This is a genomic window from Sedimentitalea xiamensis (genome assembly GCF_030164465.1).
GTDB lineage: Bacteria > Pseudomonadota > Alphaproteobacteria > Rhodobacterales > Rhodobacteraceae > Sedimentitalea > Sedimentitalea xiamensis.
Map to the genome: position 1 here is coordinate 22,471 of NZ_JASNJE010000024.1, position 21,780 is coordinate 44,250.

General features: G+C 64.8%; 19 protein-coding genes. 11 read left to right on the forward strand and 8 right to left on the reverse strand.

The genetic code is table 11. From position 1 onward, the window contains the following. Window positions 1–10 precede the first annotated feature (10 nt). The 3 genes from QO034_RS16790 to QO034_RS16800 all read left to right on the forward strand — a co-directional run bounded on the left by QO034_RS16790 (window position 11) and on the right by QO034_RS16800 (window position 2,805). The gene (locus QO034_RS16790) at window positions 11–1,102 is read left to right on the forward strand and encodes a Zn-dependent alcohol dehydrogenase (RefSeq protein ID WP_284486684.1); all 1,092 of its coding nucleotides are present in this window, start codon (window positions 11–13) and stop codon (window positions 1,100–1,102) included. 75 nt (window positions 1,103–1,177) lie between these two features. Then, window positions 1,178–2,410: a mandelate racemase/muconate lactonizing enzyme family protein gene (locus QO034_RS16795; protein WP_284486685.1), complete on the forward strand. Its 1,233-nt coding sequence runs from the start codon at window positions 1,178–1,180 to the stop codon at window positions 2,408–2,410. Window positions 2,411–2,520: 110 nt separating this feature from the next. After that, window positions 2,521–2,805, forward strand: a complete 285-nt coding sequence (locus QO034_RS16800) for an ArsR/SmtB family transcription factor (protein ID WP_284486725.1) — start codon at window positions 2,521–2,523, stop codon at window positions 2,803–2,805. Between the two features lie 86 nt (window positions 2,806–2,891). On the opposite strand, the gene QO034_RS16805 is transcribed toward QO034_RS16800, so the two are convergent. Beyond that, entirely contained in the window at window positions 2,892–5,825 is a 2,934-nt protein-coding gene (locus QO034_RS16805; protein ID WP_284486686.1) for an ABC transporter transmembrane domain-containing protein, read from the reverse strand. Between the two features lie 200 nt (window positions 5,826–6,025). Continuing rightward, window positions 6,026–6,715: a hypothetical protein gene (locus tag QO034_RS16810; protein ID WP_284486687.1), complete on the reverse strand. Its 690-nt coding sequence runs from the start codon at window positions 6,713–6,715 to the stop codon at window positions 6,026–6,028. A gap of 250 nt (window positions 6,716–6,965) precedes the next feature. Between QO034_RS16810 and QO034_RS16815 the strand changes: the two genes are divergently transcribed. Next, window positions 6,966–7,364, forward strand: coding sequence for a DUF3307 domain-containing protein (locus QO034_RS16815; RefSeq protein WP_284486688.1), 399 nt, complete (start codon window positions 6,966–6,968; stop codon window positions 7,362–7,364). Window positions 7,365–7,397: 33 nt separating this feature from the next. Here the strand turns inward: QO034_RS16815 and QO034_RS16820 are convergent, their stop codons facing one another. Then, window positions 7,398–9,200 (reverse strand): NAD(P)/FAD-dependent oxidoreductase, encoded by a 1,803-nt coding sequence (locus tag QO034_RS16820; RefSeq protein WP_284486689.1) that lies wholly within the window; start codon window positions 9,198–9,200, stop codon window positions 7,398–7,400. Between the two features lie 382 nt (window positions 9,201–9,582). Between QO034_RS16820 and QO034_RS16825 the strand changes: the two genes are divergently transcribed. Beyond that, complete coding sequence (locus QO034_RS16825) at window positions 9,583–10,086, forward strand: GNAT family N-acetyltransferase (RefSeq protein WP_284486690.1); 504 nt, start codon at window positions 9,583–9,585, stop codon at window positions 10,084–10,086. A gap of 5 nt (window positions 10,087–10,091) precedes the next feature. Here QO034_RS16825 and QO034_RS16830 read toward each other — a convergent pair whose 3' ends face one another. From QO034_RS16830 to QO034_RS16850, 5 genes are read right to left on the reverse strand one after another with little or no spacing between them, the layout of a single operon-like run. After that, a complete protein-coding gene (locus tag QO034_RS16830) occupies window positions 10,092–11,261 on the reverse strand; it encodes an acetyl-CoA C-acetyltransferase (protein WP_284486691.1) in 1,170 nt (389 codons plus the stop codon). 17 nt (window positions 11,262–11,278) lie between these two features. Further along, window positions 11,279–11,908 (reverse strand): glutathione S-transferase, encoded by a 630-nt coding sequence (locus tag QO034_RS16835; protein ID WP_284486692.1) that lies wholly within the window; start codon window positions 11,906–11,908, stop codon window positions 11,279–11,281. Between the two features lie 15 nt (window positions 11,909–11,923). After that, a complete protein-coding gene (locus tag QO034_RS16840) occupies window positions 11,924–13,066 on the reverse strand; it encodes an acetate/propionate family kinase (RefSeq protein ID WP_284486693.1) in 1,143 nt (380 codons plus the stop codon). Further along, complete coding sequence (locus QO034_RS16845; protein ID WP_284486694.1) at window positions 13,063–14,436, reverse strand: bifunctional enoyl-CoA hydratase/phosphate acetyltransferase; 1,374 nt, start codon at window positions 14,434–14,436, stop codon at window positions 13,063–13,065. Before QO034_RS16845 ends, QO034_RS16840 begins: the two co-directional genes overlap by 4 nt. A gap of 56 nt (window positions 14,437–14,492) precedes the next feature. After that, the gene (locus tag QO034_RS16850; protein WP_284486695.1) at window positions 14,493–14,990 is read right to left on the reverse strand and encodes a class I SAM-dependent methyltransferase; all 498 of its coding nucleotides are present in this window, start codon (window positions 14,988–14,990) and stop codon (window positions 14,493–14,495) included. A 236-nt stretch (window positions 14,991–15,226) separates the two neighbouring features. Here QO034_RS16850 and QO034_RS16855 point away from each other — a divergent pair, with 236 nt between their 5' ends. From QO034_RS16855 to QO034_RS16880, 6 genes are all read left to right on the forward strand, one after another. Further along, window positions 15,227–16,999: an ABC transporter ATP-binding protein gene (locus tag QO034_RS16855; protein ID WP_284486696.1), complete on the forward strand. Its 1,773-nt coding sequence runs from the start codon at window positions 15,227–15,229 to the stop codon at window positions 16,997–16,999. Beyond that, window positions 16,992–18,920: an ABC transporter substrate-binding protein gene (locus QO034_RS16860; protein WP_284486697.1), complete on the forward strand. Its 1,929-nt coding sequence runs from the start codon at window positions 16,992–16,994 to the stop codon at window positions 18,918–18,920. The genes QO034_RS16855 and QO034_RS16860 overlap by 8 nt, the downstream gene beginning before the upstream one ends. Next, complete coding sequence (locus QO034_RS16865) at window positions 18,920–19,948, forward strand: ABC transporter permease (protein WP_284486698.1); 1,029 nt, start codon at window positions 18,920–18,922, stop codon at window positions 19,946–19,948. The genes QO034_RS16860 and QO034_RS16865 overlap by 1 nt, the downstream gene beginning before the upstream one ends. Continuing rightward, window positions 19,945–21,099 (forward strand): ABC transporter permease, encoded by a 1,155-nt coding sequence (locus QO034_RS16870; protein ID WP_284486699.1) that lies wholly within the window; start codon window positions 19,945–19,947, stop codon window positions 21,097–21,099. The genes QO034_RS16865 and QO034_RS16870 overlap by 4 nt, the downstream gene beginning before the upstream one ends. Continuing rightward, window positions 21,089–21,427, forward strand: coding sequence for a hypothetical protein (locus tag QO034_RS16875; protein ID WP_284486700.1), 339 nt, complete (start codon window positions 21,089–21,091; stop codon window positions 21,425–21,427). Before QO034_RS16870 ends, QO034_RS16875 begins: the two co-directional genes overlap by 11 nt. Window positions 21,428–21,495: 68 nt before the next feature. Further along, complete coding sequence (locus QO034_RS16880; RefSeq protein WP_284486701.1) at window positions 21,496–21,687, forward strand: hypothetical protein; 192 nt, start codon at window positions 21,496–21,498, stop codon at window positions 21,685–21,687. Window positions 21,688–21,780: the final 93 nt, after the last annotated feature.

Below are 21,780 nucleotides of genomic sequence, written 5' to 3' on the forward strand. Positions count from 1 at the left end.
GGAGACTTCCATGCAGACCATCAAAGCCGCCGTTTGCCGCGAGTTCGGCAAGCCGCTCGTGATCGAGGAGATTCAACTGGCCGCACCCGGAACCGGCGAAGTCGAAGTCAGCCTCGACGCCGTCGCGATCTGCCATTCCGACATATCCTATGCCGAAGGCGCATGGGGCGGGCATCTGCCCGCCGTCTATGGCCATGAGGCCGCCGGTGTCGTGACCGGCATCGGTGCGGGAGTCGCCGGGTTCGACATCGGCGACAGCGTGATCGTCACCCTGATCCGCGCCTGCGGCACCTGCCCGAACTGCGCCAGCGGCAAGCCGACGATCTGCGAGACCCCCAGCGACGGGGTGCAGGGGTCGATCAGGACGGCGGACGGGGGGCCGCTGCTTCAGGCCATGGCCTGCGGAGCCTTCGCCGAAAAGGTCGTGGTGGACCACAGCCAGATCGTGAAGATCCCCGCCGACATGCCCAAGGACTCCGCCTGCCTGCTGTCCTGTGGCGTCATCACCGGCGTCGGCGCCGCCGTCAATGCCGCCGGGCTGCGCGCCGGACAGGACGTGGTGGTGATCGGTGCCGGCGGCGTCGGGCTGAACGCCATTCAGGGCGCCCGCATCGCCGGCGCGCGGCGCATCGTGGCCGTCGACATGACCGAGGAGAAACTGGCGATCGCCAGGGAATTCGGCGCGACCGATGGGGTTCTGGCCACCGCCCCGAAACCGTGGCGCGCGGCGCAGAAGGCCTTTGGCGGGCGCGGGGCGGATGCGGTCCTGGTCACGGTCGGGGCCGCGGGCGCCTATAACGACGCGCCGCGCTATCTCGGCTGGGGCGGCAAGGCGATCATGATCGGCATGCCACACGCGGACGCCAACGCCGAGTACAACCCGATGGGCATGTCCTATCAGGGCCAAGGCCTGATCGGGTCCAAGATGGGGGACACGGTGATCCAGCGGGACATTCCGTGGATGGTGGACCTTTACCGGCAAGGGCGGCTGAAGCTCGACGAACTGATCTCGGGCCGCTGGACGCTCGACCAGATCAACGAGGCCATCGCCGACACGAAGTCGGGAAGCGCCAAGCGCAATGTCATCCTGTTTCACCGGTAGCAGGGGCTTTGCCCCCGCCGCCTGCCGGCGGCTCCCCCAGAGTATTTCCGCAAAGATGAAGGAGCGCGGGGCGGAATGAAACTGCAGGATCTCGATATCATCGTGACCGCGCCGCCGGCTCCGGGGTGGGGCGGGCGCTACTGGATCCTCGTCAAGGTGACGACGGATACCGGGATCACCGGCTGGGGCGAATGCTATGCCGCGTCGGTCGGGCCCGAGGCGATGCGGGCCGTGATCTCGGACGTGTTTGCCCGGCACATGCTGGGCGAGAACCCGGAGAATATCGAACTGATGTTCCGGCGGGCCTATTCCAGCGGATTCACGCAGCGTCCCGACTTGACCGTGATGGGCGCGTTCTCCGGCCTCGAAATCGCCTGCTGGGACATTATCGGCAAGCACCGCGACCGACCGGTACATGCGCTGATCGGCGGGCGGATGAACGACCGGATCCGCGCCTATTCCTATCTCTACCCGCTGACGCAGCACAATCTGACGGATTTCTGGACCGCGCCGGACCAGGCCGCCGAGAGTGCGGCCGAACTGGTGCGGCAGGGTTATACGGCGGTCAAGTTCGACCCGGCGGGTCCCTACACGATGCGCGGCGGCCACATGCCGGCGATGCGTGACATTTCGATGTCGGTCGCCTTCTGCGCGGTGATCCGCGATGCGGTTGGCGACCGGGCCGACCTTTTGTTCGGCACCCATGGGCAGTTCACCACGGCGGGGGCGATCCGCCTGGGGCAGGCGCTGGAACCCTATATGCCGCTGTGGTTCGAGGAACCGGTGCCGCCGGACAACATCGATGAAATGGCCCGCGTGGCGGCAACGGTGCGCATTCCCGTCGCCACCGGCGAGCGGCTGACGACCAGGGCCGAGTTCGCCGCGGTCCTGCGCTCCGGCGCGGCCAGCATCCTGCAACCGGCGCTGGGGCGGTGCGGCGGGATCTGGGAAGCCAGGAAAATCGCGGCCCTGGCCGAAGCGCATTGCGCGCAGATGGCGCCGCATCTCTATGCCGGGCCGGTGGAATGGGCGGCGAATATCCAGCTGGCCGCCTGCATTCCCAACATCCTGATGTTGGAATCCATAGAGACATCTTTTCACGCGGCCCTGATCAGGGGGACGATTTCGGTTCAGGACGGGTTTGTCGAACCGCCGGAGGCGCCGGGTCTGGGTATCGATGTCGACGAGGATCTGGCGCGGGCGCACCCCTATACCGGCAGCGGTCTGCACCTGGAAATGCAGGAAGCGCCCTGCGATTATGTGAACGGCAACGCGTTTCAGGGGGGTGCGCCCGCGACAGAGGGGTGACAGCGGGGCCAAGGTTGGGGCATGATGCATGCCATGGATTCAATTTTCGGGATTGCATTGTCGTGACACTTCAACCTGTGGAAGGGATTTCTGCCGAAAAACCAATGGATATGGCGGCGCGCGCCTGCGAGGCGGCGGCCTACCTCAAGACGCTGGCCCACGAGGGGCGGCTGATGATCCTGTGCCATCTCGGCGCGGGCGAAAAATCGGTGGGCGAACTGGAGCAGCTTCTGTCCATCCGCCAGGCCGCTGTCAGCCAGATGCTGGCCCGTCTGCGCGAAGAGGGCCTGGTGGCCACGCGGCGGGACGGCAAGACCATCTATTATTCCTTGTCCGATAACAACACCGAACAGGTCATCGAATTGCTCTATTCGCTGTTCTGCAGTCCGGATTGAGCCTCTGACAGGACCCGCTGCCGCCGCGCCGACCGGGTCGTAACCCGGATCTGCGACAGATCACGGGTGGCCGCGGGCAGGAGTGGCTATCCGTTCACGTATCCGGCAACCACCTGCAACAGCTTGAACGCGGTCGCGGCGTCGTTCTCCACCACAGCCAGGAATTCTTCGGCCCCAAGGCGCAGGCATTTCAGATCGGTGGCGGCGACCATGCTGAGTGCGCGGGGTTCGTCGCGGATCAGCCCGAGTTCCCCGACCAGCGTTCCGGGACCGACCGTGGCGATCAGCTGGTCCTGTTCGCCGGTCTTCGGCAGGATCAGGTCGGCTTCGCCTTCCAGCAACACATAGGCGCCATCGGTGGGCGCATCACCCTTGGAAAAGACGACATCGCCCTTTTCGGCCTGGAACCAGCGCGCGCCGAAGGCGAGCAGGCGCAGCTGTTTCCGGTTCAGGCCCGAGAACATGTCGGTCTGTTCCAGCGCCCGCAGCTTGCGCGCCAGATCGGCGCTGGCGACGCTGTCGCCATCGACACCCTCGGGCATCTCGCCGCTGACGATGCGCCCCTGGCGCAGTTCAAAAACCGCGTCGAACACGGCCTCCCGTTCAAAGCCCTCGTTCAGGTAGACCAGCGTTGATTCCGGCAACAACCCCCGCAACCGATTGTGAACGGAGACCTGCGTGGCCATGTCATAGCTGGCCAGGGCGCGGTCCATGATCAGGATGTCCGGCCGTTTGATCGTCGCGCGACCCAGGGCCAGGGGCTCTGCGAACTGGGTCGGAAGATTGGTGCCCCCCAGCGCGATCGGAAGGTCGTAGACCAGCTGGATCACCAGCCGCTGCATGCCGTTTTTCAGAAGAACATCGGCGACCAGCTTGCGGATTTCCTGACCCTTGGCGCCTGCCGTATCCGATACCTTGCCGAACAGAGCGTTGTCCTGCACCGACAGGCCGGGGGCGAAAGCGTCCGGGGCAAGCGGCGCGAAAAGATCGCCCAGCCCACGCTGCAGATCGCTGGCGTGGACCTGGCGCAGCTGCAGGATGCGGTCTTTCATCGCGTCCGGAAACGCCGGGCCGATCTGCTCGGCGGTGATCTGGAACGGCACCGTCAGCAATGTCGCGACCTGGTCCGCGGTCAGGCCATCAATGCCGCCCTTGCGGCTGCGCTCCACCAGGTCAAGCGCCGCCTCATAGGTTTTCGCATCCAGCCCGAGCCTGCGGAACAGGGGGTGATCGGTGCCGTCGGTTCCGAATATCTGCCGCAGCAAGTCGATCACGTCCTGGCTGAGCGCGATCAGGTCGCGGTCCAGTTTCAGTTTCTTCAACTGGTCGATGAAACCGGTCTGCTCGGCCAGCATCTGCTGGGTGATCGGACGGCGCGGTGTGGCGAGCAGAAGGTTCTCCGCGACCGGGAGGCCGGGGTTGTAAAGCTCCGGACTGAAGAAGAACACATGGGGCCGCAAACCGGCATCGCGTATCGCCTGTTGCACCGCGGGCCGCAACCGGACCAGCCGTTCCGCGAGTTCGGGATGAGCTTCGGCGTCGAAACGCTGTTCAAGTCCCCGCTGGAACAGGGCCGTTCCGGATCCCATGCCTTCGACCAGTTGCAACCACCAGTCGCGCAGCGCCTCCGGGTCGTCCGGCCCCGCGATGGCGGGCGTGGTCCAGTCGCCGTGCAGCGGATCGCCGCTGTTGCCGGCCCGGATCGCTTCCCGGATGGCGTCCGAATCCACTCCTTCGGCTGGGGGCTGGATCTTGACCGGCATCATCACGTTGTCCCCGAAAGTCCCCTGAAACAGGACGGGATTGGACGTCGCGTGGCCGATCCGCGCAGCGATGACGGCCTGATGAAGCTTCGCGAGATCCCGCCCCCCGACAGAGACCCTGCCCGTGCTCGGCATGACTTCGCGCGTCAGCAGCTGCGCGAAGGCGCGGCGATCCTCTGAGCTGGGCGCCGCGACCGCGATGACCTTGCCGCCCGGCAGCGTCACGGTCAGATCGTCGAGCACGGTATTGCCGTCCGTATCACGCACGCTGACGTGATCCAGAACGATGTCGCCGGTCAGATGCGGGATCTCGTCCGGCATACCCTCGATCAGCCGTTCATCCACCATGCCTGCGGGATCGAACCGTTCGAGGATGATATCCCAGCGCACCGCCATGTCCTGCGTCTGGTTATAGTAGTCCAGCAACTCCTTCCACGGGCTGGACAAATCCTTGTAGGCGGCCAGCGCCGCCACCAGCGCGCCCAGCGAGACATTCCCCTGAAGCACGAGATAGCCGCCGATGGAAAAGAAGAAGAACGGGGTCAGCTGGGAAATGAAGTTGTTGAGGAACTTCATGAAGAATTTCTTCTGGTAGATCACGAAGCGGATGTCGAACAGCCGGCCCAGCTGGTCGGTGATCTCGGCCAGCCGGTAGCGCCAGCCGCCGTTGCTGCGCAGGGTCGCGGCCCCCGCCGCGCTTTCCCCGATGGCCGAGGCCAGGACCCGCACCTGCTTGATCCGGTCCTTGTTCAGCATGTTGATCTGGCGTTGCAGCATCGGGATCAGCCAGGCCTGCAACGGGATCAGGGCAATCGCCGCCAGCCCGAACCAGAAGCTTTGCAGGAACAGAAAGGTCAGGATGGTCAGCATCTGGCCGCCCTGCAAGACCGGCTGGCTGATCGCATCCCCCATGAGGCCGCCCATCGGTTCGCTTTCCGCCGTCACCATCGACACCAGTTCGCCCTGGCTGACCCTTTCGAAATAGGGCTGCGGAAACCGCAGGATACGCGAGATCATCTGGTACCGGTAGCGGCGCAGCATCCGTTCGGACAACACGCCCTTCATCGTGTTGATCCGCATTTTCATCAGCCCGTGCAGAAGCACGGAAATCAGGAAGGCGGCGCAGAGAACCCAGAGAAACGCCACCTGAGACATCTGGATGCCGGCGAGTTCGACGGTGCTGGTTTCCGATCCGATCGCGTCATTGATGATGCGCTTGGGCAATTCCAGCGTCAGGTAGAGCAGCGGGAAAAGCATTGATGTGACGACCAGAAGGATCAGCTGATCGCGTTTCGAGTATTTCCAGATGAAACCGAAAATCGTACGTTCTATAATGCCATTCCAAATCCGCGGCAGCCGCCCGGAAAACCGGGCGCACCGCCTCTTCTCCCCTAATCCGCGAGCCTAGCAATCAGACCCGTCCCGACGCAATGGGCAAGGCGTGCGCGCCCCCGGCGTTACTTGGACAGGTCCTTGACCCAGGACATCTGCTGCTTGGCCTTTTCGAATTCTGCCTTGACCGTGTCGACCTCTTTTGCATCCTTCCCGAGGTAATTCTTGATCCGGTTCAGAATCCGATCCATTGCCTCGGCCGAATTGAGGTAACTCTGCTTTACATACTGCGCGGCCTGTTCATGGCCTTTCTGAGCCTTCCTGGTCGTGAGGCCGAGGTATAAAAGCTTCTTTTCAGCGGCCTTGCTGGCCTTTTCATAGGCTTTGCCGGCGATTTCCGCCTTCATCTTGTCGCCGGAGCTGTTCGACTTGTTGGCCTTGTCGATGGCCTTGGCCAGCGTCGAATACATGTCCTGCAGCGCGCTCGCCGTTTCCGTCGCGTCCCGAAGTTCGCTGGTATAGGTCTTGGTCAGATTGCGCAATTCGGACGCCGCGCCTTTCATGGCATCGGCCGTATTCGATCCGTAATTGGAAGCCCTAGCCATCTGGTCGAAAAACCTGGTGAAATCCTTCTGCAACTTGTCGGTTTGCGGTGGGACGCTCTTTATCGCCCGGTCCAGTTTGTCCGCGTCCCGATCGATCTCGTCGGCAGCCTTGTCCAGCCGGTCCGAGATCTTCTTGAACGACTCGATTTTCGTTTCGCCCGTGCATCGTTTCATCAGAACCGAAGGAGCGTCGTAATCTTTCAGGTTCATGGATCGTCCTTTCAGGAAATGGGTGCTTCGGAAATACGCGGTGACGCCGGTCCGGCCGTCTGCCGCGTTTACCCTGTCGCCAGCTTGCGCACCGGTCAAGAACTTGCTGAAGGCACGGACCGGTGCAGCGGTCCGTCCAGGCGCATCCGGACGCCGCACCCCTTTTTCGCAGTGGCGGGCCTCCGCCAACGCGATTGCGGCAGGGACCCGAAGCCCCTAAGCTGATCGCATTGCGAAACGGGAGGCGACCGTGTCCGACGTAACCAGTTCGATGTTGCTGCTTTTCTGCCTGTTGCAGATCAAACATATGTTTGCCGACTATTTCCTTCAGACCTCGGCGATGCTGGCCGGGCGTGGAGCCTATGTTCACCTGGGCCGGGCGCAGCACGCCGCCGTGCACGCGGTCGGCTCGGCCCTCGCCTTTGCCCTGGTTGGTGCGCCGGCTCTGTTCATCCTGGCGATCTGCGCCGCCGAATGGGCGGTGCATTTCCACATCGACTGGGGCAAGGCGAAACATTCCGAAATGGCTCAACTCGGCCCGAAGGATGCCGGATACTGGCGCGCCGCCGGGCTGGACCAGGCGCTGCACCAGTTCACCTATATCGGCATGGTCTGGGCCTGGCTCCATTTCACCGTGCCGGCGGCCTGACGCGGCGGCGGCGCCCGCCGCGCCCGCTGCCGTTTACCGCCCGATGTGATGGGTGTCCTGCAAGCCGTAGACCGGCGTGTCGATGCCTTCCATCCGCGCCTTCAACTGGAGCGACAGGAACTGCGAATAGTGCCGTGACTGGTGCAGGTTGCCGCCGTGGAACCACAGCGCCTCCTGCTGGGTCGGTTTCCACATGTTGCGCTGTTCGCCTTCCCACGGCCCCGGATCCTTGGGCGTGTCCGATCCAAGCCCCCAGACCTTCCCGACCTTGTCCGCGGTTTCCTGGTCGATCAGGTCCGCAACCCAGCCGTTCATCGATCCGTAGCCCGTGGCATAGACGATCAGGTCCGCGTCCAGCCGCGAGCCGTCCTCGAAGATCACGCCGTTTTCGTCGATCTCGCTCACCTGCCCGGTCTTCAGCTTGATCTTGCCGTCGATGATCAGCTGGCTGGCGCCCACGTCGATGTAATAGCCCGACCCGCGGCGCAGGTATTTCATGAACAGCCCCGACCCGTCCGCGCCCCAGTCGAGCTGGAACCCGGCCTTTTCCAGCCCGGCATAAAACTCTGCGTCGATCTCCTTGATCCGGTCGTATACCGGGATCTGGAATTCATGCATGATCCGGTAAGGCAGCGAGGCAAAGATCATGTCGGCCTTCTGCGTCGTCACCCCGGCCTCGACCGCGCGTTCGGAATAGAGATCGCCGAGCCCGATCTCCATCAGCGGCTCAGAGCGCACGATATGGGTCGACGATCGCTGCACCATCGTAACGTCCACGTCGTTTTCCCAAAGTGCGGCGCAGATGTCATGGGCCGAATTGTTCGACCCGATCACCACCGCCTTCTTGCCCCTGTAGGCATCCGGCCCCGGATGCTTGCTGGAATGGTGTTGATCGCCCTTGAACTTCTCCATGCCGGGGAAATTCGGCATGTTGGGCTTGGCCGACATGCCGGTGGCAAAGACCAGCTGCTTCGGTTTCAGCGTCACCTTTTCTCCGTCCCGGTCCACGGTGACGGTCCATTCCTTGGCGGTCTCGTCGAATTCCGCATGCTGCACCGTGGAGCGGGTCCAGTAGTTCAGCTCCATGATCTTGGTATACATTTCCAGCCAGTCGCCGATCTTGTCCTTGGGTGCGAAGACCGGCCAGTTCGGCGGAAACGGCAGATAGGGCAGATGATCATACCAGACCGGATCGTGCAGGCAGAGCGACTTGTAGCGGTTACGCCAGCTGTCGCCGGGCCGGTCGTTCTTTTCCACGATGATCGTCGGCACGCCCAGTTGCCGCAGCCGCGCCCCCAGCGCAATGCCGCCCTGCCCGCCGCCGATGATGACCGTATAGGGCTGGGTGGCGTATCCGAGTTCCGCCTGTTCCTTCTCGCGTTCCTCGGCCCAGGACAACCGTCCCTTGCCCGCGCCATGCTTGGCCCCCAGCGGGCGTTCGTAGCCCAAGGGTTCCTCGTGGCCTTTCAGTTCGGTCATCGAGGTCAGCAGGGTCCAGATCAGCCCGTCCTTCAGACGGATCAGCCCATAGCCGCGCGCGACTCCGGTTTCGAAGGTGATCCATGCGGTGGTGATCCCGCCCTCTTCGGTCGCGGTTTCTCCCTCGGCGACCTTCCATCCGCCCGGCCGTATCGCCGGCAGTTGCGCCGCCAGCATGTCGCGGATCTGCGCGCGGCCTTCCAGCGTCTTGATGTTCCAGGTGAAGGTCACGAGGTCGCGCCAGTAGCAATCGTCCTGAAACATCGCCACCGCGGCGTCGACATCGCCGCGTTCCAGAGCACTGCCGAAATCGTCCAGAAAGGTCTGGACCTGATCGTTGATCGTCGAGTCGAGCATGCGATTCCTCCCAAAAGCTGCCGGGCGGAGTGTTGCACGGGCAGCGTTGGTCAGGCGAACCCTTTTATGCGGGGGAAGTTCGTTCTTTCGTATGGGATCGCTTCGCGTCCGGACCGAAGGACGCGCGTTCCTGACCGGTATCCAGGGTCCTGGCGCACCACGACGGCGTTGGGGGGCAACAAGCCGGTCTCGATCTACATTGCGAGGTCGAAGACGTGTTTCCCATGTGCTATGGCAAGGCTCCGGGTCCGGACAGGACCGGTGGTGCGCTGAAACATGGCAGCGGGTTCCCGGCCCGCCGCCTATCAGCAGTCGCCCTACAATAGGCGGATTCGCATCAGCCTAGTGAGCGACCGCATCGCACAGGTCAGGAGAACGGGACATGACGGATTTCCGAAAGGGCAAGAGCAACGATATCGAGGCGCTGGAACGGCTTTATCCGGCGGCCTTCCCGGATGAAGACCTACTGCCCCTGGTGCGCGCCCTGACGAACGCGCCCGGCGTTCTGTCCGTCGTGGCCTGCGACGGCACCGACCTGATCGGGCACGCCGCCTTTACCCGCTGCTCGGTGGCGGGAACGCCGGTCGCGCTGTTGGGTCCGGTCGCGGTCGCCCCGGCGCGGCAGGACAAGGGGCTGGGCGGCGCGCTGATCCGGCAGGGACTCGACGATCTCGGGCAGGCGGGCGTCGCCCAGGTCATGGTGCTGGGCGATCCGGCCTACTATGGGCGGTTCGGGTTCCGTGCCGATGCTGCGGTTGCCGCGCCCTATCCGCTGCCGGAGGCGTGGGCGGCGGCATGGCAGTCGCTGCACCTGGGCGATGGGCCGGCTGCACAGGGCGTGCTGGAGGTGCCGGACCCCTGGCGCGACCCGGCACTGTGGTCCTGAGCGGCCTACAGCGCCTCGACGATGGTCACGTTGGCGATGCCGCCGCCCTCGCACATGGTTTGCAGCCCATAGCGTTTGCCGCGCGCCCGAAGGGCATGCACCAGCGTCGTCATCAGCTTGGCGCCCGACCCGCCCAGCGGATGGCCGAGCGCGATGGCGCCGCCGTTGACATTCAGCCGGTCGGGGTCGGCGCCGGTGTGTTTCAGCCAGGCCAGCGGCACCGGAGCAAAGGCTTCATTCACTTCGAATAGATCGATGTCGCCGATGTTCATCCCGGCCTTTTGAAGCGCCCGGTCGGTGGCGAAAAGCGGTTCCTCGAGCATGATCACCGGATCGCCCGCCGTGACCGTCAGATGATGAATGCGCGCCAGCGGCGTCAGCCCATGCGCCTTGACCGCGGCGTCGGAGGCGACGAGAACCGCCGCCGCGCCGTCGCAGATCTGGCTGGCGTTGGCGGCGGTGATGCGGCCGTTTTCCACCAGGGTTCGGACCGATCCGATACTGTCCATCGTGGCGTCGCGGCGAATGCCTTCATCCGCGTCATGCACGTCGCGCCCGGCCTCGGTCCGGATATCGAGCGGCAGGATCTCGTCCCGGAACGCGCCGCTGTCGGCGGCGGCGGCGGCGCGCCGGTGGCTGGCCAGCGCGTAAGCGTCCAGATCGGCGCGCGACAGGTCCCATTTCTCGGCGATCATCTCGGCCCCGGTAAACTGGCTGAAGATGGTTTCCGGGTAAGCGCGCGCCAGTCCCGGACTCGTCGGACTGCCCGGCGTGGCGCGGCGTGCCCAGCGTCCGGTGGAGCCCATGGCGACGCGGCTCATGCTTTCCGCACCGGCGGCAATGACCAGATCCTGGGTCCCGGACATCACCGCCTGTGCGGCAAAATGGATCGATTGCTGCGAGGACCCGCATTGCCGGTCGATGGTCACGGCGGGCACCGAGCGGGGCAGGCTTGACGCCAGCACCGCGTTGCGCCCGAAATGCATCCCCTGTTCGCCGACCTGGCTGACGCAACCCATGATGACATCGTCGATCGCGTCCGGCGCGACGCCGGCGCGCGCCACCACGTCATCGAGCACGGCGGCGGCCAGGTCGACCGGGTGCCATCCTGACAGGCGGCCTTCGCGTTTACCCCCGGCGGTGCGGGTGGCGGCGACGATATATGCTTCGGGCATGGGTGCTCCTTTCCGGGTCAGAGACCGGCGCTGGGACGCGCCGCGATATTGTCGAACCAGGTCCGCGTGGCGGTGTTTGAATCGGGAATGCGGGTCTTGATGACGCGGGCGAAGTCGATGAAGACAAAGGCGGTGATATCGGCCAGCGTCAGGTGGTCGGTGGCGATGAACGGACTTTCGCCCAGACGCCGTTCCAGGTCGTCGAAAAACGCTGCAAGCCGCGCATGGCCGCGTTCGGCCAGTTCGGGGATCTGGGCATAGTTCCGCGGCCCCGGCAGGGCGCGGTCCTTCATCGCCGGATGCGAATTGCGGAACGCCTCGCCGACGGCCATGCCGCAGTGCTGTTCCGCGATCGCGTTCCACATCAGGACCAGCCCCCTTTCATCCGGGGTGCGTCCCATCAACGGGGGGTCCGGACGCAGGGCTTCCAGACAGGCGGCGATGGCGATGTTCTCGCTCAGGGTGACGCCGTTGTCGGTGACGAGCACCGGGATCGTCGCGCGCGGGTTGACCGCCAGAAAACCGGGTTTCAACTGTTCGCCGTCCCGCATGGAGATGTCGCGGGTTTCGATTTCCAGCCCCTTTTCGGCGATGAACATCCGGGCGCGGCGCGGGTTCGGAGCGGTCGAACAGTCGTAAAACAGCATGGCGGGTCCTTCCGGTCAGTCGGTCAGGGCGGCAGCGACGGCGCGGGCGATCACGCGTTCCTCGTCCGTCGGGATCACCAGAACCCTAACAGGTCCGGCGCCGATGGAAACCGCGCCCGCATCGTTCGACGCAGCGTCCAGTTCGACACCGAGAAACCCCATCTGGTCCAGCACGCGGGCGCGGATGGGTGCTGCGTTCTCGCCGATGCCGCCGGTGAAGACCACGCCGTCCAGCCCGCCCAGAACGGCCGCCATCGCCCCCAGTTCCCGGCGGATGCGGAACACGTAGTAATCGATGGCTTCGGCGGCGCGCGGATCGTCGCTGGCCAGCAGGGTGCGCATGTCGTGGCTGATCCCGGACAGGCCCTTGAGCCCGCTTTCCGTGTAGAGCAGGTGGGCGATCTGATCTCCGGTCATGCCCTGGTCGAGCATGTAGAGCAGCACGCCGGGGTCGAGCTGGCCGCAGCGGGTGCCCATCGGCAAACCGTCGAGCGCGGAAAACCCCATGCTGGAGCCGACGCTGCGCCCGTCCTTGACCGCGCACATGGAAGCCCCGTTACCAAGATGGCAGATCACCGTGCGCCCCCGCGCCAGATCCGGCCAGTCCCGCGCCAGAACGCCCGAGATGTAATCGTAGGACAGGCCGTGGAACCCGTAGCGGCGCACGCCCTGTTCATAGAACCTGCGCGGCAGCCCGAAGGTGTCGTTCACGAAGGGATGGCCGCGATGGAACCCGGTGTCGAAACAGCCGATCTGCGCCGCCTCGGGAAAGGCCTGTTGCGCCGCGCGCAGGGCCGACAGGTTGTGCGGCTGGTGCAGCGGGGCCAGCGGGATCAGCGCCGCCAGTTGCGCGACGACGGCTTCGGTCAACCGCACCGGCGGGCCAAAGGCCTTGCCGCCATGCACGATGCGATGTCCGACGCCGGCGACGGCATGCCCCCCCAGCACCGGCGCGGCGGCGTCGAGAATCGCCCGCACCGCAACGCTGTGGTCGGCAGGGCCGATGTCCCGCGGATCAGCACCCTTGACCGCGAGACGCGCCACGGGGCCGAGGTTCTCCACCTGCCCGGTCAGCAGCAATTCCGGTTCCGTCGCCGTCGCGTAGACCGCGAATTTCAACGATGAACTGCCCGCGTTCAGGGTCAGAATCGCGCTCATGGCGCGGCCCAGGCGGCGTTGAGCGCGGCGATCGCGCAGGATACCAGGCGCGACTTGTCGTCGTCGGACCGGCTGGTCAGGATGATCGGGCATTTTGCCCCGATGACGATCCCGCCCGCCTGCGCCTGCGCCAGGAAGGTCAGTTCCTTGGCCAGCATGTTGCCGGCCTCCATGTTGGGCGCGACGAGGATTTCCGCGCGTCCGGCCACGAGCGACGTGATGCCCTTGGTCGCCGCCGCGCCGAGGTTCACGGCATTGTCCATCGCCAGCGGCCCGTCCACCAGCCCGCCGGTGATCTGCCCGCGATCCGCCATCTTGGACAGGATCGCCGCGTCCAACGTCGAGGGAATCGCCGGGTTCACCGTCTCGACCGCCGAGAGCACCCCGACCTTGGGTTGTTCGATGCCGAGCGACAGCGCAAGGTCGATGGCGTTCTGGCAGATATCCGCCTTGACCTGGAGATCGGGTGCGATGTTGATCGCGGCGTCGGTGACGAAGAGCAGGTGATCCAGGCCCGGCACGTCCATGACGAACACATGGCTGACGCGGCGCCCGCCCCGGCGCAGCCCGCCGTCGCGTTTCAGCACCTCGCTGAGCAGGATATCCGTGTGCAGGTGGCCTTTCATGATCGCCGCCGCCTGGTTTTCCAGCACCATCTTCACCGCGATCTGGGCCGCGATCCGATGATCGCGCGCTTCGACGATGCGGTAGGGCGTGAGGTCAATGCCTTCGGCCAGCGCCGCTTCGGTGATGCGGTCGGGATGACCGATCAGGATCGGGTCGATCAGGGTGTGGCGGGCGGCCAGGATCGCCCCGGCCAGCGCGTCCGGCTTTTCCGGCGCGACCACGGCGGTGGCCAGCGCGGGCAAGGGTTCCGCCCGTTCCAGCAACTTGTCGAAATGCACATGGCTCTGCACCGTCAGGCCCGGCACATCGGCGGCGTCGAACCTGATCAGCCGGTCCGGCGCGATGACCTCGGCCTCTCCCTCGACGATGCGGGTGCCGTCGGCGGTCTGCACGACAGTGTGAAACCGCACCATGCGGTCCGGCCCCTTGGCGATCAGCCGCACCCGGACGATCAGCGTGTCGCCCGGATGCGCCCGGCCAACGAACCGCAGCGTCTGGGAGTGATACAGCGTTCCCGGCCCCGGCATCTGGCAGCCGAGCACACCCGAGATCAGCGAGCCCACCCACATCGCCGGGGCGACGGATTCCGGGATGCCGTCACCATCGCCGTCCGCCTTGGGCAGATGCAGCGGATTGAGATTGCCCGACGTGTTGGCAAAGACGTAGAGATCCTCCGCGCGGCAGATCCGGGTGGTCTCGGCCTCCATCCCGATCCGCAGGTCGTCGTAGGGAATGTTCCGCATCTCGTGCCCTGCCGGTTGCCGCGCTGCCATGCGCGAAGGGTGGCGTATCGCGGCGATCAGTCAACCGCTTTCTGATAGACGAAGCAGCGCCCCTCCACCGCGCCCGCAGGCAACGGCAATTCCATGAGGCCGTCGAAATACATCCGGTCGCTGGACACCATCATCCCGCCGGGGGCCAGCAGCGGTTCGACCAGCGGCGATATCAGGCGCGCGAACCGGTCGTTCTTTTCCAGGTTGTGCCCGCCGAGATCCGCGTGGATCAGGCTGGCGACCGGACCCATTCCGGCCAGCGTCTCGGGCAGCGTATCGGTCACGTCCCCGTGGATCGTCCGGTCTTCGGGCGGGGTGCTGTCGGGATGGGACGCCACCGCGCGTTCGAAAACGTAGATGTCCCGTCCGGCGACCCGGCTGCGGATGTGGTGATAGGTGCGTCCGTTGCCCAGCCCCAGTTCGAACACGGGCCCGGCCATCGCCGCGGTTTCGGCGATGGCGAAATCCAGACAGGCGCGCTGGGACACCATGCGGTCGATGAAAACATCCAGGCGGCTGGACATGGCGTTCTTCCCTTCTTGCTGATCCATCGGGACGCGGCTTCGCCCGGCCCACCGGTCCGTCATGCCAAAGTTGCAGAGCGATGTGTAGGGTGCAGATGCGATTCCGTTCGCATCCCCCGAGCCGGGAAAATGTTGTTTGACTAGCGCCCCGATGCCAAGCGAAGGTATTTCGGCGCGGCCGGAGGGGAACACAGGGACGCCATGCCGCTGGTTTTTGGTCAAAGGGGATCGTCCGCATGACTCCGCTGCTGTCCGTGAGGGATCTGTCCATCGGCTTTGGCCGCGGGCCGGACGTGGTCCGGAATGTCAGCTTCGACGTGATGCCGGGGCAGACGCTCGCGCTGGTCGGAGAATCCGGATCGGGCAAGACCGTGACCTGCCGGGGAATCCTGCGGATCCTGCCGAAAACCGCGCAGATCCGGTCGGGCGAGATCGTGCTGAACGGGCGCAGCGGCGGACTGGATCTCGCCAGCCTGCCGGAACGCCGGATGCGCGATGTGCGCGGCGATGCGGTGTCGATGATCTTTCAGGAACCGATGCGGTCGCTGTCGCCGCTGCACAAGATCGGCAACCAGGTCAGCGAAGTGCTCTGGCTGCACAAGCACATGAACGAGAAGGAAGCCCGCCGGCAGGTGCTGGACACCTTCGCGCGGGTTGGTTTTCCCGATCCGGAACGCGCCTACGATTCCTACCCGTTCGAGATGTCGGGCGGCATGCTGCAGCGCGCGATGATCGCAATGGCCATGGTGTCCAAGCCCGATCTGATGATCGCGGACGAACCAACCACCGCGCTGGACGTGACCACGCAGGCGCAGGTTCTCGGGCTGATGAAGGATCTGCAGCAGGACACCGGCATGGCGATGGTGCTGGTGACCCACGATCTGGGCGTGGTCGCCAACATGGCCGAACAGGTCGTCGTGCTGAACAAGGGCCGCGTCATGGAATCGGGCAGCGCCGCGCTGGTCCTGAACGACCCGGCGCATGCCTACACGAGACAGTTGTTCGATGCCGCGCCCGCCATCCCCGAAGTGGCCGAACTCGCGCCGGCCCTGGTCGAGGAAGACCTGATTCTCGAACTCAGGTCCGTGTCCAAGACCTACAGGATGCGCAGCCAGTCGGTCTGGAAACCCGATGTCCTGATCCACGCCTGCCGCGGCGTCGATCTGAACCTGCCGCGCGGCAAGACGCTCGCCATCGTGGGCGAAAGCGGGTCGGGCAAGACCACCGCGGCGCGGATCGCGCTGGGGGCGGAACCGCCCGACGCGGGCGGCGAGGTCCTATTCCGGCCCGAACGCGGCGCCGACACCGTCGCGGTGCACAAGATGTCCCGCGCGGAACGCACGGCATTCCAGAAACAGGCGCAGATGGTGTTCCAGGATCCCTATTCGTCGCTGTCCCCCCGGATGCGCATCCTCGACGCGTTGACCGAACCGCTGGACATCCACGAAATCGGCACCCGCGCCGAACGGCGGGAGATGGCCGAGCGGAAACTGCTGTCGGTCGGCATGAACCCCGACATGCTGCAACGCTATCCGCACGCGTTTTCCGGCGGCCAGCGGCAGCGGCTTTCCATCGCGCGGGCGCTGATGCTGGACCCGGCGCTGATCGTCTGCGACGAACCGACATCGGCGCTGGACGTTTCGGTTCAGGAACAGATTCTGTCCTTGCTGGAAGACATCCGCGACGAAATGAACCTGTCCTACCTGTTCATTTCCCACGATCTCGCGGTGGTCGCCCGCATCGCGGACGAAGTGGCGGTGATGCGCCAGGGGCTGGTGGTGGAACAGGCGCCGCCCGACACCCTGTTCTACAACCCGAAACACCCCTATACCAAGGCGCTGATCGCGGCGCAGCCGACGCCCGACATCAACCGGCCGATCAACCTGAAACTGGTGGCGCAGGGGGCCGGGTCGCCCGAGAGCTGGCCCGAGGCCTTTCGTTTTTCCGGCACCGTGATACCCTCGCTCATGCAACTCGAACCCGGCCACAAGGTGCGATGCCATGTTTGACCCTATCCGACGTTTCCTTCTGATCGCCGCGGGCGCGGCTCTGGCGGCGACCGCCGCTTTCGCGACACAGCCGCCCAACCTGCAGGAAAGCAGCTTCTGGGCGCATGAGGTCGAACGGGGCGACCTTCCGCCCATCGCCGAGCGCCTGCCCTCCGAACCGCTGGTCGTCGACCTTGCAAGCCGGGGCCGCACGCCTGGCGTGCAGGGCGGCACCCTGCGCACCCTTGTGAGCCGCAGCAAGGACATACGGCAGATGGTGGTCTACGGCTACGCGCGGCTGGTCGGTTACAACCATCTCTATGAACTCCAGCCTGACATCCTTGCCTCTTATGACAACGTCGATGACCGCAAGTTCACGTTGCGCCTGCGCCCCGGTCACAAATGGTCGGACGGCTCGCCCTTCACCTCGGCCGATTTCGAATACTGGTGGAAGGATGTCGCCAACAACAAGCTGCTGAGTCCGGCGGGTCCGCCCGACGTGCTGCGGGTCGAAGGACAGCTACCGACCGTCACCTTCCCGGACGAAACCACGGTGATCTACGAATGGGACCATCCGAATCCGAATTTCATCGCCTCGCTGGCGATGGCACGGCCGCCGTTCATCTACCGCCCGTCCACCTTTCTGAAACAGTTCCACGGCGACTACGCAGACCCGGCGAAACTTGAAGAGATGATCGAAGAAACCCGTGTGCGCAGTTGGGCGGCGTTGCACAACAATCTCGACAACATGTACAAGTTCGACAATCACGAGCTGCCCACCCTTCAGCCCTGGATGAATTCGACCTCGGGCAAAAAGGTGCGCCACCTGTTCGTGAAAAACCCGTACTACCACCGGATCGATCCGAACGGGGTTCAGTTGCCCTATATCGACGTGGTCGAAATGGAAATCGTCAGCCCCGGCCTGATCGCGGCGAAATCCAACGCCGGTGAGACCGACCTTCAGGCGCGCGGACTGGATTTCCGCGACATTTCCATCCTGCGCAAGGGCGAGGCGGACGGCGGCAACTACAGGACGCTGATGTGGGGCAATGCGGTGGCCAGCCAGATCGCGATCTATCCGAACCTCAACTACAATGACGATGGCTGGCGCGCGGTGTTGCGCGACGTTCGGGTACGCCGCGCCCTGTCGCTGGCGATCGACCGGGACACCATCAACAAGGCGCTGTTTTTCAACCTCGCCAAGCCCGGCGCGATGACGGTGCTGCCGGCCAGCCCGTTCTTCAGACAGGAACACCGCGACGCCTGGGCGTCGCTGGACCCGGATCAGGCGAACGCGCTTCTGGACGAGGCGGGTCTCGACAAACGCGGCCCGGACGGTATCCGGCTGCTGCCTGACGGCCGTCCGATGGAGATCGTCATCGAAACCGCCGGCGAACGGCAGGAAGTCGAGAACGCGATCCAGATCATCACCGACGACTGGCGGCAGGTCGGCGTCAAGCTGGTGATGCGCCCGCTGGACCGGGATATCCTGCGCAACCGGATCTTTTCCGGCAACACCATGGCGGGCGTCTGGTATGGCTGGGACAACGGTATACCCCGGCCCTACACCTCGCCGGAATATGTGGCGCCGCGCCAGCAGGAGTTCTTTGCCTGGCCGAAATGGGGCCAGTATTACCAGACCAACGGCGCCGCGGGGGAACCGCCCGACATGCCCGAGGCCATCCGGCTCATGGAACTCGCCCATGACTGGGACGTGGCGACCACGATGGACCAACGCACTGCCGCCTGGAACGAGATGCTGGCGATCCACGCCGACCAGATCTATGCCATCGGCACGCTGGCCGAAGCGCCGCAGCCGGTGGTGGTCAACAAGGCGCTGCGCAACGTGCCGGAAACCGGGCTCTGGGCCTGGGATCCGGGGGCGCATTTCGGCATTCACCGCATGGACGAGTTCTTCTTCGATCCCGACGGAACCCGCTGATGAGCATACTGCGCTATGCGGTGTATCGTTTCGGAACGATGCTGCTGACGCTGCTGGTGGTTTCGGCGCTGATCTTCCTGATCATCAACCTGCCGCCGGGTGACTACCTGTCCAACCAGATCGCCGAACTGCGCGCTTCGGGCCAGTCCGCCGGCGTGGCCAAGGCCGAATTCCTGCGCAAGGAATATGCGCTGGACCGGCCGCTCTGGCAGCAATACCTGATCTGGATCGGCTTCATTCCGGGACCGCAGGGGTTCTCCGGCCTGATCCAGGGGGATTTCGGCTGGTCGTTCGAATTCGACCGGCCGGTGGCCGATATCGTCGGGGAATCGCTTTGGCTGACGGTGCTGGTCAACCTGGCCGCGGTTCTGTTCGTCTATCTCGTGGCCCTGCCGCTTGGCGTGCTCGCCGCCGCACGGTCCAAGACCTGGGTCGATTACACCTCGGCCTTTGTCGGCTATCTCGGCCTCGCGACCCCGAACTTCCTGCTCGCGCTGATCATGTTCTACTACGGGCACAAGTATTTCGACCTGCCCATCGGCGGGCTGATGGACCCGATCTACGAAGGCCAGCCGATGACCTGGGACAAGGCGAAATCCATCCTGATCCACCTGATCGTGCCGACCTTCGTGATCGGCACCTCGGGCGCCGCGGCGATGATGCAGCGATTGCGCGCCAACATGCTGGACGAACTGGGCAAGCCCTATGTGGAAACCGCAATAGCCAAGGGGATGAGCCCGCCCCGGATGCTGGCGAAATACCCGCTGCGCATGGCTTTCAACCCTTTCGTCGCGGATATCGGCAACCTGCTGCCGTCGATGGTGTCGGGCTCGGTCCTGGTGTCTGTCGTGCTGGGCCTTCAGACCATCGGGCCGACTCTGCTGACCGCGCTCAAGACCCAGGACCAGTTCCTCGCCGGCTTCGTGCTGATGTTCGTCGCCCTGCTCACCCTTGTCGGCACCATGATCTCGGACCTGCTACTGGTCCTGCTTGACCCGCGCATCCGCTACGAGGGGCGCGACGCATGACCGAGCTTCCCGATGGCCGCTATGTGGACGACGAACCCTTCGATCCGAAGGCCAATATCCAGGCGCTGGAACGGCGGGACCTGGATGCGCCGAACCGGGTCCTGGTCTGGCGGAAGTTCAAGCAGCACAAGCTCGGCCTCGTGTCGGGCATATTCCTGCTGTTCTGCTACCTGATCCTGCCTTTCGTCGGCTTTGTCGCCCCCTACACGGCAAACGAGCGGAATTCCGATTATCTCTATGCGCCACCGCAATCGGTGCACCTGCTTCACGAAGGCAAATTCATCGGCCCCTTCGTCTATCCGACCGTGGCCGAGGCCGATCTCGTGACCTTCCAGTGGAAATTCGTCACCGATACGACTCGGCCGATGCCGCTGCAATTCTTCTGCGAGGGCAGCGACTACCATCTGGCCGGGCTGATCCCGTCGAACAGGCACCTGTTCTGCGCGCCCGAAGGCGCGACCGTGTTCCTCTGGGGGTCGGACCGTCTGGGCCGTGACGTGTTCTCGCGCATTCTCTATGGCGCGCAACTGTCGCTGACCGTGGGCCTGATCGGCATTTCGGTATCCTTCTTCCTGGGCATCGGTTTTGGCAGCATCGCGGGCTACTTCGGCGGCAAGATCGACTGGGTGATCAACCGGGTCATCGAGATCCTGCGCTCGCTGCCGGAACTGCCGCTCTGGCTGGCGCTATCGGCGGCGGTGCCGTCGAACTGGGGACCGGTCGCGGTGTTCTTCATCATCTCGATCATCCTCGGAATACTCGACTGGCCCGGCCTCGCACGATCGGTCCGCGCGAAATTCCTGAGCCTGCGCGAAGAGGAATATGTCCGCGCCGCCGAAATGATGGGAGCCAGTTCAGGCCGGGTGATCCGCAAACACCTGCTGCCGAACTTCATGAGCCACCTGATCGCTTCGGCAACCTTGTCGATTCCGGCGATGATCCTCGGCGAAACCGCACTCTCCTTCCTCGGGCTCGGCCTGCGGGCGCCCGCGGTGAGCTGGGGGGTGATGCTGAACGACGCGCAGAACCTCGCCAGCATCGAGATCTATCCCTGGACGGCGATCCCGATGCTGCCGATCATCGTGGTGGTGCTGGCGTTCAACTTCCTCGGCGACGGGCTGCGCGACAGCCTTGACCCCTATGCGGACTGATCCGGGCCGGGTAGCGGTCCTTTGCGCCAGCCTGATCGTTGCCTGCGCGCCAGCCCTGGCCGGCGATGTCACGGCGGACGCCTGGACGCGGCAGAAATGCGAACTTTACAACACCGCCTGGCAAAGCGTTTCGGAGAACCACGACATGACCGGGGTGAGCCCGCAGTTTCTGGCCCGGCATCGGGACTTCATCGATTCCGGCTGCAGCAGCGACGAAAAGATCTGCGCCGCCACCGCCAGCGACCTGGACCTGGCCGACCTGATGACCATCCTGTCGATGAACGAAGGCATGGCGAGCACCTTCGTCCCGTTCGGATGCCAGGACTGACCCATCCGGGTATGGTGGGCGCCGCACCCCGTTCCAACCGACGGCGCATTGGTTTCCCAGCCCTCCGCGTGGCGGACTTCGTCGAGCGGAAAGCCACCGCGCAGGACGATATCCATGTGAAAGTCACGGCAAACATCCCGTGTTTCCTGCCAGCCGCCCTTACCAGTCGATTTTCCTACGTGTATCTCGAACTCTACTGGACACGGTTTCGCAGGCCCTATCTCGACCGGACCCCGGCAGGAGCGATGGACCCCCGATAGCGGCGTCCGGAACCGGGACCGCCGCGCGGCACGCGCGGCCCGGCCCAACGCCGAACCGGTCCCGCAAGGGGCCGGATGAGGGGGCGGGAGCCG

Coding starts and splice junctions, on each gene's coding strand:
- QO034_RS16840 (WP_284486693.1), bottom strand. CDS start 13,066: ATGAGCGCGATTCTGACCCTGAACGCGGGCAGTTCATCGTTGAAATTC.
- QO034_RS16800 (WP_284486725.1), top strand. CDS start 2,521: ATGGCGGCGCGCGCCTGCGAGGCGGCGGCCTACCTCAAGACGCTGGCC.
- QO034_RS16835 (WP_284486692.1), bottom strand. CDS start 11,908: ATGCTGTTTTACGACTGTTCGACCGCTCCGAACCCGCGCCGCGCCCGG.
- QO034_RS16845 (WP_284486694.1), bottom strand. CDS start 14,436: ATGCGGAACATTCCCTACGACGACCTGCGGATCGGGATGGAGGCCGAG.
- QO034_RS16790 (WP_284486684.1), top strand. CDS start 11: ATGCAGACCATCAAAGCCGCCGTTTGCCGCGAGTTCGGCAAGCCGCTC.
- QO034_RS16805 (WP_284486686.1), bottom strand. CDS start 5,825: ATGCTTTTCCCGCTGCTCTACCTGACGCTGGAATTGCCCAAGCGCATC.
- QO034_RS16830 (WP_284486691.1), bottom strand. CDS start 11,261: ATGCCCGAAGCATATATCGTCGCCGCCACCCGCACCGCCGGGGGTAAA.
- QO034_RS16860 (WP_284486697.1), top strand. CDS start 16,992: ATGTTTGACCCTATCCGACGTTTCCTTCTGATCGCCGCGGGCGCGGCT.
- QO034_RS16795 (WP_284486685.1), top strand. CDS start 1,178: ATGAAACTGCAGGATCTCGATATCATCGTGACCGCGCCGCCGGCTCCG.
- QO034_RS16820 (WP_284486689.1), bottom strand. CDS start 9,200: ATGCTCGACTCGACGATCAACGATCAGGTCCAGACCTTTCTGGACGAT.
- QO034_RS16865 (WP_284486698.1), top strand. CDS start 18,920: ATGAGCATACTGCGCTATGCGGTGTATCGTTTCGGAACGATGCTGCTG.
- QO034_RS16850 (WP_284486695.1), bottom strand. CDS start 14,990: ATGTCCAGCCGCCTGGATGTTTTCATCGACCGCATGGTGTCCCAGCGC.
- QO034_RS16810 (WP_284486687.1), bottom strand. CDS start 6,715: ATGAACCTGAAAGATTACGACGCTCCTTCGGTTCTGATGAAACGATGC.
- QO034_RS16875 (WP_284486700.1), top strand. CDS start 21,089: ATGCGGACTGATCCGGGCCGGGTAGCGGTCCTTTGCGCCAGCCTGATC.
- QO034_RS16825 (WP_284486690.1), top strand. CDS start 9,583: ATGACGGATTTCCGAAAGGGCAAGAGCAACGATATCGAGGCGCTGGAA.
- QO034_RS16855 (WP_284486696.1), top strand. CDS start 15,227: ATGACTCCGCTGCTGTCCGTGAGGGATCTGTCCATCGGCTTTGGCCGC.
- QO034_RS16870 (WP_284486699.1), top strand. CDS start 19,945: ATGACCGAGCTTCCCGATGGCCGCTATGTGGACGACGAACCCTTCGAT.